This window comes from Saccharothrix sp. NBAS 001, from assembly GCF_056640475.1.
Map to the genome: position 1 here is coordinate 5,875,697 of NZ_CM153251.1, position 18,384 is coordinate 5,894,080.

Consider the following 18,384-nt stretch of genomic DNA (forward strand, 5'->3'; position numbering starts at 1 on the left):
CCTAGGAACGCCGGGGCGGCGGCAGCAGCGGGCGGGGGTCCACGGCGGCGCGGAGCCTCGTCCGGAACGGGCGGGTGGCCAAGCCCTGGTGCACCGCGCGTTCCTCGTCCCACGCCCGGCGCACGGAACCGTCGCCGACCCGCACCCCGGACCACAGGGCCATGTCCAGGACCCGCCCCAGCCGCGCGATCGGCCGCGCCGTGCCGTCGCCGGTCACCGGCACCGCCGAGGACGCCAGGTCCCGGGGCGTCATCCCGATCCGGTACGGCACCCCGTGCGCCCGCAGCCGGTCGCACACCTCGGACCACGCGGCGATCACGCCCTCCGCCCCGGTCCGCCGCCGACGCCGGCGCAGCCGCACGGCCTTCGCCAGCGGCACCCCGACCAGCCAGCACACCGCCAACCCGCCGACCACGATCCCGGCGATCGCCGCCACCCGGCCGGGGTCCACGCCGCTCGCCGACGCGTCCGCCGGGTCCGGGCGGGGCGGCTGCGGCGGGCGCAGCTCGTCCTCCGGCGGCAACTGCCGGCGGGCCTCCTCAGCGGCTTTGGCCAGGCCGGACGTCTCGGCGTCCACGCCCGCCGCGCCCGCCGACGAGGTCGGGTCCAGCGGCACCCAGCCGACGCCTTCCACGGCCACCTCGGGCCACGCCAGCACGTCCCGGTTGCGCACCACCCGCTCCCCGGCCGACTCGGCACCGCCCCGGTAGCCGACCGCCAGCCGGGCCGGGATGCCGTTGAGCCGGGCCAGCACCACGTACGCGGCGGCGAACTGCTCGCTGGTGCCGCGCTTGGTCTCGGTGAGGAACCGCCGCAGTTGCGGCCACCCGTGGCCGGTCGGCCGGTCGGTGTCGGCGACCCGGTAGTTGGTGCTCAGGAAGCGGTCCAGCTGCAGCGCGGACTGGAAGGTCGGGCGCAGGCCGCGCACCGCGTCACGGGCCAGCGCGTCGATCTCCGGCGGCACGACGCCCAGCCCGCCGAGGCCGCCCAGCCGGGTGTCGACCGGCCGCACGCCCAGCGCGGCGGCGTCGATCCGGGGGTCGGACCAGGTCAGCCGGTAGCGCGCGGTCGCCTCCGGCGGGTCCAGCAGGAGGGTGCCGGCGGACTCGTCGACCAGCGGGGCCAGGCCGTCCACGGCGAGCGGCACGGACTGGCTGGGCAGCCACGGGCCGGGCAGCTCGGACACCCGGACCTCGGCGGCCCGGGTGGTGTCGCCGGCCGGGCCCGGCCGCCCGACGCCGAGCCGGCGCAGGCGGGGGGTGGGCGTCCAGTTCACGCCGTCGAACTCGTCCAGCACGACCACGGTCCACCGGTCCGCCGCACTGCCCCGGTAGCGGAACACCTCGCGGTCCGGGTCGCCCAGCCGGCGGGCGACGTCGCTCAACGGGCTGGCGACCTGCTGCGACCGCAGCGGCACGGACTGGTCGTCCTTGAGCCGGAACGGTTCCCGCCCGAACGGGTCGAGCCCGCCCAGCGCCACCCCGCAGACCACCACGGCCACCAGCGTGGCCGCCACCGGTCGAACGTCCACATCGGACAGTCGGCGGGCGGTGCGCCGCTCCGGCGCGCGCCGGCTCGGGCGGTCCGCCCACAGCAGCAACGCCGCCGGCGCGGCGAATCCCGCCGCGCCGACGACGGCCGCCACCCCGGTCGCCGCCTGGTACGCCTGGGACAGCGCGAGCACGGCCAACCCGGGCAGCAGCGCCACCAGGGGTTTCCTCAGCCGCACCAGCACTTCCAGGCCGAGCGCGACCGCGAGCAGCACGGCCAGCGGCACGAACAGCACCTGGTCGGGTTCGGGCCGCGCGGGCCAGGTCGACTGGAGGGTGAGCAGCCACCCCTCGGACAGCCCGCGCCACAGCACCCGCCAGGTCGCGCCGGTGGGCAGCCCGGCGGCGGTGGTCGGGAACAGCACCGACTCGATCAGCGCCGACACCCCCAGGACCGGCACGACCACCGGCCGCGCCGCCGCCGCCCAGGCGAACCGCGCCCCGAGTTCGAACGCCCCGCACCCCACCAGGACGACCAGGAGGACGGGCAGCAGCAGCACGTCGAGCCCGAACACGGGCGCGAACAGCAGCCCGGCCGCGGCGGTCGAGCCGAGCAGCCCGGCGACGGCGAGCCGGTCCGGTGCCGCGTTCACGCCGAACCGCCGCGCAGCACGTTCCACCGCGCCACCGCGCCGGCCGCGTCCACCGCGCTGATCACGCCGGGCGCGGGCGGGCGTCGCACACCGAGCCGGACCACGGTGTCCGGCTTCCACCGGGCGACCGGGCCGAGGTCGGCGTCCGCCCCGGTGACCACGACCAGCGCGCCGCCCGGCCGGGCGATCACCCCGGCGGGCACCAGGTCCGCGCCGCCCTGCCCGACCAGGCACAGCTCGTCCAGCAGCGCCCGCGCCGCGCGCAGCCCGCCGTCCACCGCCGTGTCGCTGCCCGAGGTGAGCAGCCGGACCGGCTGGCCGGCCGCGGCGGACGCCTTCACCAGCGACGCCGCCACCTCGACCGCCTCCTCGAACACCGCCGGCGGCAGGGCGGCGCGCCGGGTGTCCAGCACGACCGCGCACACCGTCCGCGCCGGGTCGGCGTACTCGCGCACCATCAGCCGGCCGGTCCGCGCGGTCGCTTTCCAGTGCAGGTGCCGGACTTCGTCGCCCATCACGTACTCGCGCACGGCCCGCAGGTCGGTGGTGCCGCGCAACGGCGGGTCGTCCACCGGGCCGTCGTAGTGGTGCCGGGGGTGCCCGACCCGGGCCGGTCGCGCCGGGTGCGTGCGCGGGTGCACCCACAGGTCGCGCGGGTCGCCCATGGTGGGGTGCCCGCGCACCAGGTCGAACGGGTCGAACCGGTGCACCGCGAACGGTCCGACGCGCAGCAGCCCGCGGCCGCGGGTCGGCAGTTCGTAGTGGTAGGTGGCCTCCGCGCCGGGCGCGAGCGGGCGCACCCGCACGGTGTGGGTGCCGGACCCGACCCGGTCGCCGGCGGTGAACCCGCCCTGCCGGCGCGCGGTCGGGTTGCGCACCACCAGGGACGCCAGCGCCGCCTCGCCGCGTTCCACCCGGTCCGGGTGCAGGGTGCGGCTGATCTCGACGTCCGGCCGGAACATGGTGGTCACGGCGGCGGCCAGCACGCCGCCCAGCGCCACCCCGGCCAGCGCCTGGAACAGCGGGTAGCCGGCGAGCACGCCCAGCGCGCCGCCGAGCGCGGCGGCGGCCAGCACCACGGCCCCACGGCGGGTGAGGCGCACGCTCAGCCCCCGATCGCGGCCGTGGGCGCGGGGGTGTCCGCGAGCAGTTCGTCCACCACGTGCGCGGGCTGACGGCGGCCGAGTTCCGCGTCCGGGGTGAGCACCAGGCGGTGGCGCATCACCGGGTGCGCGACGTCCTTCACGTCGTCGGGCACGGTGTAGTCGCGGCCGTGCGTGGCCGCGAACGCCTGCGCCGCGCGGATGAGCGCGATGCTGCCGCGCGGGCTGACGCCGTGCCGGACCGCCGGGTGGGTGCGGCTCGCGGACGCCAGCCGCACCGCGTAGGACACGATCTCCGGCGCCACCCGGCACTTGCGCACCTCGGCGATCACCTGTTCCAGCGCGGCCAGGTCGAGCACCGGGCGCAGCTCGTCCGGGCTGACCCCGGCGCGGTCGCCGAGCACCACCATCACCTCGGCGTCGTGGTCGGGGTAGCCGACCGACAGCCGCATCAGGAACCGGTCGAGCTGGGCCTCGGGCAGCCGGTAGGTGCCCTCCATCTCGATCGGGTTCTGGGTGGCCACCACCAGGAACGGCCGGGGCACGTCGTGGCCGACCGAGTCGACGGTGACCCGGCCCTCCTCCATCACCTCCAGCAGCGCCGCCTGGGTCTTGGGCGTGCCCCGGTTGATCTCGTCGGCCAGCACCACGTTGGCGAAGATCCCGCCGGGGTGGAACCGGAAGCCCTCGACGGCCTGGTGGAACACCATCACGCCGGTGATGTCGCCGGGCAGCAGGTCGGGGGTGAACTGGATGCGCCGCCACGCGCCGCCGACGCTGGCCGCGATGCACCGGGCGAGCGTGGTCTTGCCGACGCCCGGCACGTCCTCGATCAGCAGGTGGCCCTCGGCGAACAGCGCGGCCACGGCGAGGCGGACGACGTCCGGCTTGCCGCGCACCACCGCCTGCACGTTGTTCGCGATGAGGTCGTACGCCGCACCGGGTGTGGGTGTCATGAACGCCGGCCCTCCGTCGTCATCGGGCGGTCATCCCGGTCCCGTGCTTCACGCTCTTGCCCGCCGGGCCGCCGGGCCCGGACGTGGGGACGCCGTACCACTGGGCCGCGAGGCCCTGCGCGAACCCGTTGGTCGGCGTCACGAACACCTGGAGCCCGCCGCCGAAGCCGCCGACCACGCCGCCGAGCGGGATCTCCGTGGTGCCGGCGCACGGCACCTTCGCCGTCGCCGGGGCGGTCGGGTTGTTCACCGACGCCTCGCAGGTGGTCGCCGAGCCCGCGGTGTCCACCTCGACGGTGATCACGATCGCCTCCGGCCCGGTCTTGCGGACCCCGGTGATCTTCGCGGTCGGCCAGCCGAGCGACATCTCGGCGGTCGCGCTGCCCGGCGCGCCGAGCACGGTCGGCGAGCCCGCCGGGCCGAACCGGGTGACCGCGCGCACGGTGAAGGTGACCGTGCCGGACAGCCCGGTGTACTGGGTGGTGGTGCCGGCCAGCCGGCGCTCGTCCTGGCCGCTCGCGGAGACCACGTACTCCACGAGGGTGCCGCCGCCGAGGTCGGGCGCCTGCCACGACACGGTGGCCAGGCCGCCGAAGCCCATCGCCGCGGTGACCGCCGGCGCGGCGGCGATCCGCAGCGGCATCACCGGCGCGGCGCTCGCGCCCGGTCCGCGCCCGGCGGAGTTCTCGGCCGCCACGGTGATCACGTACGAGGTGCCGTTGGCCAGCCCGCCCACGGTCGCGCCGGTCTCGCCGCCGCCGACGGTGATCGACCCGCCGGGCCACGACAGGTGGTACGCGGTGACCGGCGCGCCGTTGTCGGCGGCGGGTCCCCAGGAGACCGAGGCGGCGGAGTCGTCGGCGGTCGCGGACACCCCGCCGGGCGCGCCGGGCGCGGTCGCGGCGGCCACCACCGGCGGCGGCACCGGCCGGTTGGTGCGCGCGGGCGGTTCGACGGGCCGCTCCGGCGGCGGTTCGGGGCTGGCCGGCTGCGTCGTCGTCGTGGGGGTGGTGGTCGTCGTCGTCGCGCTGGACGACGTGCTGCTCGACGCCTTCGAGGTGGCCCCGGGTTCCTTGCCCGCACCGACCTCGACCCGCGCGATCGAGCCCTTCTCGCCGTCCACGACGAGCACGTGCGAGCCGTCCTGGCTGTCCACGTAGACGCGGTCGTCCTCGCCGCGCGACAGCCTCGGCGTGCCGTCGCCGGGCACCCGCTCGGCCTTCACCAGCGTGCCGCCGCCGTCGTAGACGCGGACCTCGGCGCGGGTCTCGTCGACCACGGTGACCACCTTGTCGGTGGCGACGGGGCCGGCGATCCGGCTGTCCTTGGGCAGGCCGACCTCGACCGGCTTGGCGGCCGGGCGCTTGTGCAGCGCGGCGGTGTCGACCAGGTGCAGGCGGTTGCGGTCGGGGTCGACCACGGCGACCCGGCCGGAGACGGTGGCGGTGGCGACCCGGGCGGACGCGGGCAGGTCGACGCCGAGCGGGGCGGATTCGCCGAACCCGTCCTTGCCGAACGTGCGCAGCGCGTCGGTCGTGGTGTCGACCACGGCGGGCTTGCCGTCCACGACCGTCAACGAACCGTTGTGGCCGGGTTCGAGCTGGGCCGGGCAGGACAGCCGGGTGGCGTCGCGCGGCAGTTCGCACAGCGAGCCGGTGTCGACCCGGTGCAGCCACAGGCTGCCGTCGCCGGTCACCGCCGGTTCGGACAGCGGGCCGCCGGCGGGCACGGTGGCCATCGGGTCGCCGAGCCGGACGACCTGGCCCGCGTTGCGGTAGACCAGGTACGGGCCGCCACCGACCTCCAGCACCACCGGCTGCTCGGTGGCGGGCGGGGTGGCGGCGTTCTCCACGCCGAGCGTGGACTTGCTGAACACGGTGATCCGCGAGCGCTCCACGACGTAGCCGGACTTCTCGCCCTGGGCGACCTGGCTGCCGGGTTCCGCGTCGGGGACCGACACCCGCGCGTCCACCTGGCCGGTCGAGCCGTCGACGTGGAAGGCGGACTGGAAGGTGGCGTTGTAGACCCAGTGCCCGACCTGGGCGAACTGGAGGCCGGGCCCGACCGGCTGCTGCCCGGCCACGGCCACGCCGACCAGTCCGACGCAGCCCGCGACCAGGGCGGCGACGGTGATCCGGGTGCGCGCGAGCGCGCTCGGCCGGCGCGTCGCGGTCACCGCCCGCCCGCCCGCCCGGCGAGGGCGGAGGATCCTCGCCGACCCGGCTCGCGGTCGGCCGGGATTGCGACCATCATCCGGATGGGGGTCATAATCCGGAACTTAGCACCAGCGGGTCGCGGCTTGGCGACTTTGACCGGAAGCGGCCGAAATCGCCGCACACCACCACGATGTCATCGAAACCTCATGTGCTCCTCCCAAGACTGCGGAAAACCCGAGGAGGCGCCGCGATGACCAGTTTCGGCCTACCCCGGGCCGGCGAGGCGACCGCCGGCCCACCGGCCGCGCAGCCCGCGCACCGGGCCGCGCCCGCCGCCGTCGCCCGGCCCGCCGCGCCCCACCCGGCCGCCCGGCAGGCCGCGCTCGCCACGTTGGCGGCCGCGCGCGCCGGCGTCCCGACCCCGCCGCGCCCGGTCGCGGTGCCGGTGCCGGTCCTCGCGCGCGGGCCCGAGCCGCGACGCCCGGTGGCACGGCCCCGGTCGCGGGTCGGCGTGCTCCGGGTCGTGTGCTGGCAACTGGTGCTGATCGCGGTGCTGCTGGTGCTGGACCGGCCGTGGCCGGCGATCACCGTGGTGGCCCTGGCGGCGGTCGTGGTGCTGGCGCTGACCGCCGTGCGGGTGCGCGGCCGGTGGCTGTCGGAGTGGGTGGTGCTGTGGGCGGAGTACCTGCGCCGCAACGGGGACAGCGACCTGCCGGACGCCGACGAGGCGGGCCGGGCGCTGCTGCGGCTGGTCTCGCCGGAAGCCTCGGGCCACACCGTCGAGGTGAACGGCGAGGAGGTGTTCACGCTCAGCCGCACGGCCGGCGTGACCGCCGTGCTGCACCCGTCGGCCGTCCGCGACCTGACCAAGGCGCTGCCCGCGCCGCAGGACCTGCTGCCCGCGCCGGACGAGCAGGGCCTGGCCCACGCCGTGCAGGTCGTGCACCACGCGGGCCTGGACCGCGCCCGGCCGCCCAGGGTGTGGATCGCGTTGCAGGCGCTGCGCACGGTCGACGTGCACCAGGACCCCGACGTCCGGCGCGCGCTGGGCAACGCCGTCCGCCGGGTGCGCCGCCGCCTGCGCCGCGACGGCGTGCCGGCCCGGCCGCTGACCGGACCCGAGGTCATGAGCACGCTCGCCGCCCTGGCCCACCTGACCGGCGGTCGCGGTCAGGTCCGGGAGCGCTGGCGGGTGTGGTGGAGCGGTCGGGTGAGCCAGGCCGCGTTCACCCTGTCCGGCTGGGACCGGCTGCCGCCGGCCACCGCGCCGCAACTGCTGCGCTGGCTGCTCAACGCCGCCCCCGACGCCACCGTGACGACGGCCGTCACCGCGCGGCGGACCGGCACCGGCGAGCCGGAGGTGTCGGCGGTGCTGCGGATCGCGGCCCTCGACCCCGCCGCCGTGGAGCGCGCGGCCCGCGAACTGGGCCGGCTGGCCCGGGAACGCGGTGTCACGCTCGACCGGCTCGACGGCCGGCACGCGCTCGGCCTGGCCGCCACCCTGCCGATCGGCGCAGGGTGAGTCAGCCGACCTGGTACCCGATCCCGCGCACGGTCCGGATCAGCGGCGGGTCGTGCAGCTTGCGGCGCAGCTGGGCGACCACCACGTCCAGCACGTTCGACGCCGGGTCGGCCATCTCGTCCCACGCGCAGGACAGCAGCTCGGCCCGCGACACCGGCCGGCCGGGCGTGGACAGCAACCGTTCCAGCACCAGGAACTCCTTGCGCGCCAGGGTGAGCAGCACCCCGCCCCGGGTCACCCGCCGGGTGCCGCCGTCCAGCTCGACGTCGGCGAAGCGCAGCACGGTGGGCCGCCGCACGGCGCTGCGCCGGCACAGGCTGCGCACCCGGGCGACGAGTTCGGCCATCGCGAACGGTTTGACCAGGTAGTCGTCGCCGCCCATCCGCAGCCCGTCCACCCGGTCGGCCTCGCTGTCGCGCGCGGTCAGGAACAGCACCGGTACCGCCCACCCGCCGGCTCGGCGCGCGTGCACGTACCGCAGCGCGTCCCCGGCGGGCAGCATCCGGTCGAACACCGCGCAGTCGTAGGCGTTGACGAACAGCGCCTCGTCGGCGGCGGGCAGGTCGGCGGCGGTGTCGACGGCGAAACCGGCCCCGCGCAGGGACACCTCCAGCGCCACTCGCAGGTTGTCGTCGTCCTCGGTGATCAGCACGCGCACGCACCGAACGTTAGTGCGCGGTCGCCACCCGGACGTCGGCCACGTGCAGTGCGCGCAGCTCGTCCACGGTCGGCACCCGGCCCAGCCCGCGCAACCGCTGCGACTGCGCCGTGCGCACCGCTTCGAACAGCCGCCGCGCGTCGCGGGCGTTGCCGAAGTTCGGGTCCAGCGCGATCCGCTCGAAGTGCGCCAGCAGCACCGGGTCGGCGGCCCGGTCCAGCACGTAGTCGCCGGCCCCCGCCATCCGGCCGATGATGCCCAGCAGCTCGACCGGGCGGTAGTCCTCGAACTCCACGGTCTTGCCGAACCGCGAGGCGAGGCCCGGGTTCGCGGCCAGGAACCCGACCATCTCCCCGGTGTACCCGGCGACGATCACCGCCACCTCGTCGCGGTGGTCCTCCATCAGCTTGACCAGGGTGTCGATCGCCTCCTGGCCGAAGTCGCCGGAACCGGCCGCCCTGGACAGCGTGTACGCCTCGTCGATGAACAGCACGCCGCCGCGCGCCTGCTCGAACACCAGCGCGGTCTTCTCCGCGGTGTGCCCGATGTACTGGCCGACCAGGTCGCGGCGGGCGACCTCGCGGAACTGCCCCTGCGGCAGCACGCCCAGCTCCTTGAGCAGCCGGCCGTAGATGCGGGCCACGGTCGTCTTGCCGGTGCCGGGCGCGCCGGCGAAGATCAGGTGGTGCCCGGCGGGCCCGACCGGCAGGCCGGCCTTCCGCCGCCAGTCGTTGACCTGCAACTCGTCCACCAGCGCGCGCACCTCGGCCTTCACGCCGGGCAGCCCGACCATCGCGTCCAGCTCGGCGAGCAGCGGGTCCAGCCCCCTGGCGGCGGCCGGCTCCGCGTCGGCGGTGACGGTCGGCGTCGCGCCCTCGGCGACGGCGACGCCGGGCGGCGCGGTGTTGTCCACGCGGCACGCCGTGACCTCGCCCGCGCACCCGGCCGCGAACCCGATGCCGACGCCCCGGGTGTCGTGCACCGAGCAGCGCCGGATCACCGGGGCGGCGTGGTGGGCGACCGCGATCCCCTCCGCCCCGGTCTGCGCCACCTCGCAGCCCTCGATGGTCGGCCTCGCGTACTGGTAGGCGTAGATCCCGCGCAGGCCGCAGCCGGTGATGGCGCAGTCCTCGATCACCGGGTCGCCGCCCAGGCCGACCACCACGCCGTCGCCGGTCACGTCGGACACGGTGGTGCCCGCGATCCGCCCGGACGCGCCGTCCACCGCCACGCCCTGCTCGGACGCCGTGATCACGCAGTCCACCACTTCGAACCGCTCGCCGCCGCGCACCGCGACCGCCGGTCCCCGACCGCCCGACAGCGCGCAGCCGCGCAGGGTCAGCGCGGTGTCCTCGACGACCACCCCGCCCTCGTCGCCGCGCAGTTCCAGGCCGCGCAGGTCGAGCACCGCGCCGCGCGCGGACACCACCGGGCGGCCCGCACCGGTGCCGTCCAGCACGACGTGCGCCCCCGGTGCGGCGGCCAGGGCGACCCGGCCGCCGGTGAACTCCAGGGTCTCCGGGTAGACGCCGGCGGCGATGGTGACCACCGCGCCGTCCGGGGCGTCGGCCAGCGCGTGGCCGATCGTCGGGTACGCGCCGGGGCGCGCACCGACCTGCAACGCCCGTCCGCCGGTCGGGTCCGCCATCAGCCGGCCCGTTCCATCAGCCAGCCCCGGTCGGCGGCCTTCGCGCCCGCCTGGAAGCGGCTGCGCGCGCCGAGCCGGTTCATCAGGTCGGCGACCGCGCGGCGGACCGTGCGGACGGACACGCCGAGCTTGGCGGCGGCCGACTCGTCGGTGGCGCCCGCGCACAGCAGCGCCAGCAGGTCGCGCTCGCGCCGGCTCAGCGGGGACGCCGCGTCGCCCGCGCCGGCCGGGTTCAGCGGCACGGCGGCCGGCCACATCCGCTCGAACAGCGCGGTGGTCGCGGCGACCACGCCGGCCAGCCGGAACACCGCGAGGCCGCGCGCGGCGGGCAGCAGCGCGGTCGTCCCGTCGACCACCACGGCGTCCATCGGGACGTCCACCTCGGTGCGCACCTGCGCGCCCGCCAGCGCCAGGCCGGTGAGCTTGCCCGACAGCCGCGCCGAGTCCGGGAACAGCACCCGGTACCGCACGCCGCGCCGCAGGTTGTCCCGGTCGGCCCGGCCGACCGCGCCGATCGGCCCGGTGCCGGAGCTGATCACCAGCACCTCCCGCCGGGCCGACGCGACCAGCCCGTCCGCCCCGCCGTCCCGGTGGTCCGGCGCCCCTCCGGTGATCAGGCTCAGCCTGCCGTTCATGCCGCTCCCCTTCCCCTCCGTCCACAGTGGACGAACACCCCGGTCGCGTCGGCGGACGCGGCCGGTTCCTGCCAGATCAGGTCGAACAGGTGGTTTATGCTCACCGGCGCGTTAGCGTCGATCACACGCGTCCACTTTCCGCCGGCACACATGAGGTTTCGATGACACGGGTGATGGTCGTCGAGGACGACGAGGACTTGCGGGTCGCGGTGGCCGCGAAGCTGGGCGCGGAGGGCTCGGCGGTGGACGTCGCCCCCGACCTGGCGAGCGCCGACGCGGCGCTGCGCGCCGGCCACTACGACTGCGTGGTGTTCGACCGGATGCTGCCCGACGGCGACTCGATCGACTACGTGGCCGCCCGCCGCCGGGACGGGTGGGGCGTGCCGGTGCTGTTCCTCACCGCCCGCGACACGCTCGCCGACCGGGTCGCCGGTTTCGAGCACGGCGGCGACGACTACCTGGTCAAGCCGTTCTCGGTGGCGGAGCTGTCGGCCCGGGTGGCGAACCTGTGCCGGCGGTCCGGCGGGCGGCCCTCCGTGCTGCGGCACGACGACCTGGAGGTGGACTGCGCGCGCCGCGAGGTGCGCCGGGCGGGCGTGCTGCTGACGCTGTCGGACAAGGAGTTCGCGGTGCTGGAGTACCTGCTGGCGCGCACCGGGCACGCGGTGGAGCGGGCCGAGCTGATCGAGCACTGCTGGGACTCGGCCACCGACCCGATGTCCAACGTGGTCGACGTGGTGGTCAAGCGGCTGCGCCGCAAGCTGCGCGAGCCCGAGCTGATCCACACCGTGCGGGGTCGCGGCTACCTGCTCGGCGCGGCGCGGTGACCGGGTCCGCCGCCGACCGGCTGCGCCGGCTGCGCCGGGTGCTGACCGCGCTGTTCACCGCCGGCAACGCGGTCGTGCTGGTGGTGTTCGCGTGGTGGGTGGTCGACGACGACTCCGCGCGGCGCGAGGAGCGCACGGACGCCGAGCTGTACCGGGTCACCTCCGTGGTCTCCCGGCTGGTCGCCTTCGACGCGGCGGTCGACTTCAGCGGGGTCAACACCGACCGGGTCGACGACGGCTGCCCGCAGTTCGCGATCCTGCCCGGCGGCGCGCCCGCGTTCCAGGCGCACCTGTCCCGGCAGGTCTGCGTGCCGGTGGACAACGCGGTGCTCAGCGCACTGGCCACGACCGCCGTGCGCAAGGGCGAACGGGTGGTCGGCTACCAGCGCGGCAGCGGCGGCGAACTGGTCCGGGTCCGGGTGGAGCCGCTGCTCGACCGCGAGCGCAAGCCGTTGGGCGCGATCGTCGCGGTCGCCGACACCCGTCCCGACCAGCGGGCGCACGACCGGGTGGCGCTGCTGGTGATCGGCGGCTGCCTGGTGCTGATCGGCGGGCTCGGCGCGGCCGGCCACCTGCTGTCCGGCCGGGCGATCCGCCCGGCGACCGCCGCCATGCAACAGCAGGAGGTGCTGCTCGCGGAGACCGCGCACGACCTGCGCTCGCCCGTCGCCGCGCTGCGCGCGCTGGCCGAGACCGCCGCCGACAACCCGGCCCAGCGCGCCGACCTGCTGCCCCGCACGGTCCGGCTGTCGCACCAGATGGGCCAGATCATCGACGGCCTGCTGGTGCGCGCCCGGCTCGCGGCCGGCGTCGAGCAGCTGGCCATCCAGCCGGTGTGGCTGGACCAGCTCGTGGTCGGCGTCGTGGAGGACACCCCGCACGAGGGCGCGCAGGTCACCGTGACCGCCGCGCCGACCAAGGTGGCCGCCGACCCGGTGCTGCTCCAGCGGGCCATCCGCAACCTGCTCGGCAACGCCCTGCGCTACGGGCGGCAGCCGGGCGAGCAGGCCATCGTGCACATCACCGTGGCCGGCGGCACGGTCACCGTCGCCGACCACGGCCCCGGCATCGACGCGGCGTTCGCCGAGGAGTCGTTCGACCGCTTCTCCACCACCGGCGGCACCGGGCTCGGCCTGCCGATCGTGCGCTGGATCGCCCAGGCGCACGGCGGCCGGCTCGCGGTCTACAACGCGGACGAGGGCGGCGCGATCTTCGAGCTGACCTTGCCGGTCAGCGCACCCTGAGCCGCTGCCACGGCGGCAGGTCGACCCACCGGCCGGCCAGCTCGTAGGCCAGGTAGTAGGTGTACTCGCCGGGCGCGGGGAACCGGCGGGAGGTCGCCAGCGCCTTCGGCGACGTGTCCAGGGAGACCTCGGTGAGCACCGGGAAGTCGTGCGGCGCACCGGCTTCGTCGCGGACCCGGACCACCAGCCGGGACAGCGTGACCGGGCGGTCCGCGCTGATCGTGGCCCGCACCTCGACCGCGCCGCCCGCCGCCGGCGACGCCGGCTCGACCGCCAGGTCGCCGGCGATCGTCACGCCGCCGGCCGGGCCGAGCGGGATCAGCTCGGGCTCGGCCGGCCGGACCAGCACGACGACCGCGACGACCACCGCCGCCGCGACGGCCGCCCAGGTCACCCGCTTCGGCATGGCCGACACGGTACGTGGCCTCACCACCTCGGCACCGGACCCGGGTTGATCACCGCGGCGATGCCGCCCTCCGGACCGTCCGGCCGGTGCCGCGTCCCCGCGCCCCACGACGGCTTCCACCCCGGCCGCCGCGGTCGGGCGGGGGTCGGGCGCAGGGCCTCGGTCTCGAACAGGGCGCGGGCGAAGGTCCGGTTCCGGTGGTCGCGGCGGGTGTCGACGCCCGCCGTCCCGGTGCGCACGTCGTAGGCGTGCACGACGACCGGGTGCCCGTCCACCACCAGGTCGAGCGTGAGCGCCGGGGTGACCGACTCGCCGGGCCCGCGCCCCCGGCCGTCGAGGTGGAACGGCGGCGCGGGGCGCAGCCGGTACTTCCCGGCGTGGCCGCCCAGGATCTCCGCCTCGCGGGCGGGCAGCGCGTCGACCAGGGCCTGCCGGATGTACGCGCCGCGCAGGCGCGGGGTCATCGTGCCCTCGGCGTGGTGCCGGGCGATCGCCTCCGCCCGGCGGCGGGCCGCGTCGAGGCGGGCGAGTTCCGGGTGGGCGGCCGGATCGGCCACCCGCGCGCGCTCCCGGTCCACGGCGTTCCGGGCGGCTCGGACGTCGGGGTGGTCGACGGTGGCCGCCGCGTCGTCCACGGCTCGTTGCAGTGCGGGGGCGATGTCCTCGCGGACCCGGGCGGCCTCGATGACGCGCGGCACGTCGCGCGGGCGGTGCGGGTGCGAGTCGGCCGGCAGGACGCCGTGCCTGACCAGGGCGGCGCGCAGGTCGGGCCAGCTCCTGCCGGTGTGCCGCAGGTAGGCCACCAGGTCGGCCTCGGTCGGTGACGCGGGCACGTCGCGCCGGTCGCGCGGGGCGGACTCCTTCGGCGGCGGCATGGCGGGCGGCGGCGTGGCCGGCGGCTGGGTCTCGTGCCACCCGCTGTGGAAGGCGTGCAGCAGCATGATCGCCCGGACCACCACGAACAGGCCGAGCAGCACCCGGTTGCGCGGCGCGACCGCCGGCGTGCCCACGGCCTTGACGATCTGCTCCCACGCCACCCGGTGCAGCTCGGTGTCGGCGGAGCCGAGGAGTTCGGTGGTCAGGTGCGCCGGCACCGCGCCGATCGCCCCCACCTCGCCGGTGACCGGGTCGACCCGGGCCACCGCCCGGTCCGCGCCGTCGTCCGGCTCCCCTTCGTCCGGCGACGGGTTCGACGGCGGCGGGTTCCCGGGCGGCGGCGGGTTTCCCGGTGGCGGGTTTCCCGGCGGCGGGCTGCCAGGTTGCCGGCTGCCCGGCGGCGGTGTCGACGGAGGCGGGCCGTCGGGCGTCCTGCCGGGTGGCGGGGTCCTGCCGGGTGGACCGCCCAGCGGACCGCCCGGTGGGCCGGGGCGGTGGGCGGTGAACTTCCACGGGGCCTCGGAGGTCAGCACCGCGTCCACGTCCAGGCGCAGCACGTCGGCGATGTCCTGCTCGGTCACGGGGCCCGCGAACAGCACGAACAGCCGGGTGTCCGGCTTGAACGCCGGGTACCCGCGCTGGCGGAGCAGCTTCGCGGCCAGGTCCCGGTACGCGCGGAGTCGGCGCGGCAGCCCGGCGGTCTTGACCTCGATCCACACCTCCGTGCCGTCGGCGAGCGTGCCCCGGATGTCGATGTCGGACACGACCTCACCGGTCTTCTCGTCCACCAGCAGCAGGTCGATCGAGGTGACCGTCAGCCCGCGCAACCCGAGCGCGGCCAGTTGCGCCGGGTCGAACGCGGCCATCTCGATCAGCGCGAGCGCCGTCCGGAGCGTGGACTCCAGCCCGCGCACGTTCTCCTGGTCGCCCGCGAAGTCCCCCTCACCGGCCTCACCCGCCGGGCCCAGCCCGGTGATCTTCCGGAACGCCCCGTCGACGTGCGCGCGCAGTTCCTCGGACGCCTTGTCCGCGCCCGGGATCCCGCGCCAGATCAGCCGGTCCACGATCTTGTGCAGGATCGTCCGGAGTTCCAGCGACCACACCGGCGAGTTCTTCAGGACGTGCAGCACCTCGCGGATCGGCGTCGGGAACGCCTGCTCCGACAACAGCTTCCCGACCAGCTCGACCTGGTCGGCGTCGAGGTGCGCCAACCGGTCCTGGTTGCGCACCTTCTTGTCGTCCACCAGGGGCCCGGTGTGGTTGTTCAACGCCCCGAGCGCCGCACCCAACCCGAGATCCTCGATGAGCTTCGCCAACGCCCGCTTGCCCTCGTTCGTCAGCGCGTTCCACGAGGGCACCCACTTGTCCGGCAACTTCTCCGGCCGCGCGACAGCTTCCTCCTGCGCGACCTCCTCTTGCGCGGGCGATTCCTCCGGCCCCGACGAGTTCCGCGGCACCGACGAGTCCCCCGGCCCGGGGATCGGCGCGGAAATCGGCGCGGGAAGCCCCAACGCGGGCGCGGCCGGCGACGCGGGCGCAGGGACTTCCTCAGCCGACCCGGGCTCCTGGACCTCGACCTCCGGCGCGGAGTCCGGCGCGGAGTCCGGCGTCGCCTCGGCCGGTACCTCCGGAACCTCGGGCGCGGCCTCCTCGACCTCCACCGCAGCGGCGTCCTCGCCCTCCTCCGGCCCGACGTCGGCCTTGTCCGGCAACCCCTTCGTCGGCTCGGCCGTGGCCGACCGCCCCGGCCCCACCGACGTGTGCCGGACCGGTCCCGCACCGACGTTCCCCGCCACGCCGACCGGAGTCCCGGGTTCGGCCACCCCGGAACCGACCACCCCGGAATCGACCGCCTCGGTCCCAGCTGTCTCGGAATCGACGCGGCCCGAAGCCGCCGCGCCGTCCTCCGAGCCCTCGCCGACCGCCCGCTGCTCCGCCGCACCGGCATCAGCCGCCGCATCACCGGCGGCCACACCGTCCTCGACCACGCCATCCTCGGTGACACCGGTCGCGGGTTCCCCGTCCTCGGCCACGCCGCTGGCGCTCGCGTGCCCGGACTCGTCCGCCCCCGTCGTCCCGGATTCCGAAGCCCGCGCGGAACTCTCCGACCCGCGCTGCTCACCGCTCGACCTCCTGGACCCGGAATCCTCCGGCGCCCCCGAATCCGAGGCCCCCACCGAGGAACCCGACGACGACCCGGCCGATGCGGCCCGTCCCGCACCGGATTCCGCCGCACCGCCGGGAACCACCGCACCCGACGTACCCGTCTGCGCCCCGACACCGGCCTGTGCTCCCGGTCCGACCTGCTCCCCACTGCCCTGCCCGACCGCTCCAGCCGGAGAACCTGTCTGCGCACCAACGGCTTCCGTCCCGTTTCCCAGTGGTGTGCCATTGGGCGGCGGACCGTCCGGGCCGCCCAGTTCGGCGGACACCTGGCTCCAGGTCGGGGCTTCCCGACCGGTCACGGCGGTGTGCGCCTGCGCGCCGCCGATGTGCGCGTTCGCCCGGGTGGACGCCAGCGCCCCGGCGGCCAACCCGTTCTCCCGCAACGAGTTCAGGTAGCCGCTGCCCGAGGTCAGCGCGCCCCAGTTGCCGTCCACCGCGTTCTGCGCGACGTACCCCGAAGCCGACGACGTCACCGCGTTCGTCGCGCCCGTCCCGATCGCGCCGCTCACGTGGTCGGTCACGCCCCTCGGCACGCCGGCCCGGCCGAGCGCGTTGCCGGGCGCGCTCAACGCCGCCCCCACCCCCGGGACCTTGTTCAGCGCATGGCTCATCGGCCCGCCGATCGCGCCCGCCAGCCCGGCCGTGCCGGTCTGCTTCAGGTCGATGCCGTCCCGGTAGCCCTGCCACTGGCTCAGCTTCTGGCCGGCCAGGTCGATGCCGATCTCCTCGACGGCCTCCCGCACGACCATCCCGGTGAACTTCCCGATCCGCCCGAGCTTGGCCGCCGTCGTCCCGACCCGCACCGCCATCAACGCCACCCGCGCGGCGATCTGCGCGCCCATCCGCCCCGCGAACAGCGCCATCCCGGCGGGGCCGCCCAGCGCCGCCAACGCGAACAGCGCGACGTTCAACGCGATCTCCGCGCGGATCTGGTTCTTGGTGTCGGCGATCTGGGTGGCGTAGTCCTCGCACATCCTGGCGAGCTGCCGCATCACGCCCACCAGCTCGGTCAGGCCGCCGCCGTCCGACGTGCCGTCGTTGAGCGAGCGGATCCCGTACTCCACCCGGAAACCGGCCGCGTCGGGCCAGCTGACGTGCACCTTGCCCGCCACGTCGGCCGACTCGCCCACGGCCTTGGCCAGGGCGTCCGCCGCCGAACTCCACGCCCGCCCGAGCGCGGCGACGTCCGATTCGCTGTCGGGCGGCCAGATGGCGTCCTTGGCCTGTCCGCCCTTGTCCACGACCCAGTGCCACAGGTCGCAGAACGGCTCGCCGATGTCCATCAGCCCGGGAACAGGGTCGCGGCCTCGGCGTCCACGCCCTGGTAGACCTGCACGCCGCGATATCCGTTGTTCGCCAGGGTCCGGTAGTTCCCCGGGGCGACGTCGGCCGCTTTGCGCACCGACTCGGCGGCATCCCGGTAGCCCTCCATGAACTTGTGGCCCATGGGCCCCTCGCCGATCCGGCCGGGGCTCAGGATCCGGCCCACCGCGTCCTGCCACGCCGTGCCGAACGCGGTGCCGGCGGTGTGCAGGCGGCGCAGTTCCGCCACCGCGTCCTCGACGTGCAGGTCCACCAGGCCGTCGCCGTCGTGGTCGATCCCGGTCACCGCCCACCTCCCGCTTGTCGGTCGAGTTCGGTCAGCAAGGGGTCGAACCTCAGGTCGGCGGTCCGCACGCCGGGCGGCAGGAACGGCGCGGCGGCGGCGATCCCCTCCGCCCGCGCCGCGTCCGCCGCCCGGTGCACGGTGTCGGTGATCGTCCCGGCGAGCCGCGCCGAATCGGGGTCCCGGTACACGCGGGGGTCCAGCCACAGCTCCACCAGCTCGCCGGAGCCGCCGACGGTCGCGCTCACCAGGCCGTCCGGCGAGTCGGCGGTGGCGCGGATGGCGGCCAGCCGCCCGCGCAACGCCCGCACGTCCTCGGCCAGGCGCTCGTACTCGGCGAACATCGCCAGGTGCAGCGGGGTGTGGTCCACGGTCCCTCCGATCACGTTCCCCGAGTCTGACCCGGCCACGCGCCCGACACGCCCCGGTGTCCGCTTG

At 76.1% G+C, this 18,384-nt stretch carries 14 protein-coding genes; 3 read left to right on the forward strand and 11 right to left on the reverse strand.

Annotated features, from left to right (window positions below):
* Nucleotide 1 precedes the first annotated feature (1 nt).
* From AC0HI0_RS24655 to AC0HI0_RS24670, 4 genes are read right to left on the reverse strand one after another with little or no spacing between them, the layout of a single operon-like run.
* Nucleotides 2-2,170 (reverse strand): transglutaminase TgpA family protein, encoded by a 2,169-nt coding sequence (locus tag AC0HI0_RS24655; RefSeq protein ID WP_480925869.1) that lies wholly within the window; start codon nucleotides 2,168-2,170, stop codon nucleotides 2-4.
* Nucleotides 2,140-3,246: a DUF58 domain-containing protein gene (locus tag AC0HI0_RS24660; protein WP_480925870.1), complete on the reverse strand. Its 1,107-nt coding sequence runs from the start codon at nucleotides 3,244-3,246 to the stop codon at nucleotides 2,140-2,142. The genes AC0HI0_RS24655 and AC0HI0_RS24660 overlap by 31 nt, the downstream gene beginning before the upstream one ends.
* 2 nt (nucleotides 3,247-3,248) lie before the next feature.
* On the reverse strand, nucleotides 3,249-4,202 hold the full coding sequence (locus AC0HI0_RS24665) for an AAA family ATPase (RefSeq protein WP_480925871.1): 954 nt from the start codon (nucleotides 4,200-4,202) through the stop codon (nucleotides 3,249-3,251).
* 19 nt (nucleotides 4,203-4,221) lie between these two features.
* Nucleotides 4,222-6,378, reverse strand: coding sequence for a fibronectin type III domain-containing protein (locus AC0HI0_RS24670; protein WP_480925872.1), 2,157 nt, complete (start codon nucleotides 6,376-6,378; stop codon nucleotides 4,222-4,224).
* Between the two features lie 230 nt (nucleotides 6,379-6,608).
* On the opposite strand from AC0HI0_RS24670, the gene AC0HI0_RS24675 reads away from it, so the two are divergent.
* Nucleotides 6,609-7,880: a type VII secretion protein EccE gene (locus tag AC0HI0_RS24675; RefSeq protein ID WP_480925873.1), complete on the forward strand. Its 1,272-nt coding sequence runs from the start codon at nucleotides 6,609-6,611 to the stop codon at nucleotides 7,878-7,880.
* Between the two features lies 1 nt (nucleotide 7,881).
* Here AC0HI0_RS24675 and AC0HI0_RS24680 read toward each other — a convergent pair whose 3' ends face one another.
* Genes AC0HI0_RS24680 through AC0HI0_RS24690 form a run of 3 tightly spaced genes read right to left on the reverse strand, consistent with a single transcriptional unit; the run spans nucleotide 7,882 to nucleotide 10,821 of the window.
* Nucleotides 7,882-8,538, reverse strand: coding sequence for a response regulator transcription factor (locus AC0HI0_RS24680; RefSeq protein WP_480925874.1), 657 nt, complete (start codon nucleotides 8,536-8,538; stop codon nucleotides 7,882-7,884).
* Between the two features lie 10 nt (nucleotides 8,539-8,548).
* Nucleotides 8,549-10,186 (reverse strand): right-handed parallel beta-helix repeat-containing protein, encoded by a 1,638-nt coding sequence (locus AC0HI0_RS24685; RefSeq protein ID WP_480925875.1) that lies wholly within the window; start codon nucleotides 10,184-10,186, stop codon nucleotides 8,549-8,551.
* The gene (locus tag AC0HI0_RS24690) at nucleotides 10,186-10,821 is read right to left on the reverse strand and encodes a helix-turn-helix transcriptional regulator (RefSeq protein WP_480925876.1); all 636 of its coding nucleotides are present in this window, start codon (nucleotides 10,819-10,821) and stop codon (nucleotides 10,186-10,188) included. Before AC0HI0_RS24690 ends, AC0HI0_RS24685 begins: the two co-directional genes overlap by 1 nt.
* Before the next feature lie 161 nt (nucleotides 10,822-10,982).
* On the opposite strand from AC0HI0_RS24690, the gene AC0HI0_RS24695 reads away from it, so the two are divergent.
* Both AC0HI0_RS24695 and AC0HI0_RS24700 read left to right on the forward strand, forming a co-directional pair.
* A complete protein-coding gene (locus tag AC0HI0_RS24695) occupies nucleotides 10,983-11,648 on the forward strand; it encodes a response regulator transcription factor (RefSeq protein WP_480925877.1) in 666 nt (221 codons plus the stop codon).
* The gene (locus AC0HI0_RS24700) at nucleotides 11,645-12,892 is read left to right on the forward strand and encodes a sensor histidine kinase (protein ID WP_480925878.1); all 1,248 of its coding nucleotides are present in this window, start codon (nucleotides 11,645-11,647) and stop codon (nucleotides 12,890-12,892) included. The genes AC0HI0_RS24695 and AC0HI0_RS24700 overlap by 4 nt, the downstream gene beginning before the upstream one ends.
* Here the strand turns inward: AC0HI0_RS24700 and AC0HI0_RS24705 are convergent.
* Genes AC0HI0_RS24705 through AC0HI0_RS24720 form a run of 4 tightly spaced genes read right to left on the reverse strand, consistent with a single transcriptional unit; the run spans nucleotide 12,879 to nucleotide 18,332 of the window.
* Entirely contained in the window at nucleotides 12,879-13,298 is a 420-nt protein-coding gene (locus AC0HI0_RS24705) for a hypothetical protein (protein ID WP_480925879.1), read from the reverse strand. The genes AC0HI0_RS24700 and AC0HI0_RS24705 overlap by 14 nt on opposite strands.
* Before the next feature lie 20 nt (nucleotides 13,299-13,318).
* Nucleotides 13,319-17,623 carry a WXG100-like domain-containing protein gene (locus AC0HI0_RS24710; RefSeq protein ID WP_480925880.1) on the reverse strand — a complete coding sequence of 1,435 codons (4,305 nt, stop codon included), beginning with the start codon at nucleotides 17,621-17,623 and terminating at the stop codon, nucleotides 13,319-13,321.
* On the reverse strand, nucleotides 17,623-17,949 hold the full coding sequence (locus AC0HI0_RS24715) for a hypothetical protein (RefSeq protein WP_480925881.1): 327 nt from the start codon (nucleotides 17,947-17,949) through the stop codon (nucleotides 17,623-17,625). The genes AC0HI0_RS24710 and AC0HI0_RS24715 overlap by 1 nt, the downstream gene beginning before the upstream one ends.
* The gene (locus AC0HI0_RS24720) at nucleotides 17,946-18,332 is read right to left on the reverse strand and encodes a YbaB/EbfC family nucleoid-associated protein (protein WP_480925882.1); all 387 of its coding nucleotides are present in this window, start codon (nucleotides 18,330-18,332) and stop codon (nucleotides 17,946-17,948) included. Before AC0HI0_RS24720 ends, AC0HI0_RS24715 begins: the two co-directional genes overlap by 4 nt.
* Nucleotides 18,333-18,384 lie beyond the last annotated feature (52 nt).

Coding starts and splice junctions, on each gene's coding strand:
- AC0HI0_RS24710 (WP_480925880.1), bottom strand. CDS start 17,623: ATGGACATCGGCGAGCCGTTCTGCGACCTGTGGCACTGGGTCGTGGAC.
- AC0HI0_RS24705 (WP_480925879.1), bottom strand. CDS start 13,298: ATGCCGAAGCGGGTGACCTGGGCGGCCGTCGCGGCGGCGGTGGTCGTC.
- AC0HI0_RS24685 (WP_480925875.1), bottom strand. CDS start 10,186: ATGGCGGACCCGACCGGCGGACGGGCGTTGCAGGTCGGTGCGCGCCCC.
- AC0HI0_RS24665 (WP_480925871.1), bottom strand. CDS start 4,202: ATGACACCCACACCCGGTGCGGCGTACGACCTCATCGCGAACAACGTG.
- AC0HI0_RS24695 (WP_480925877.1), top strand. CDS start 10,983: ATGACACGGGTGATGGTCGTCGAGGACGACGAGGACTTGCGGGTCGCG.
- AC0HI0_RS24690 (WP_480925876.1), bottom strand. CDS start 10,821: ATGAACGGCAGGCTGAGCCTGATCACCGGAGGGGCGCCGGACCACCGG.
- AC0HI0_RS24675 (WP_480925873.1), top strand. CDS start 6,609: ATGACCAGTTTCGGCCTACCCCGGGCCGGCGAGGCGACCGCCGGCCCA.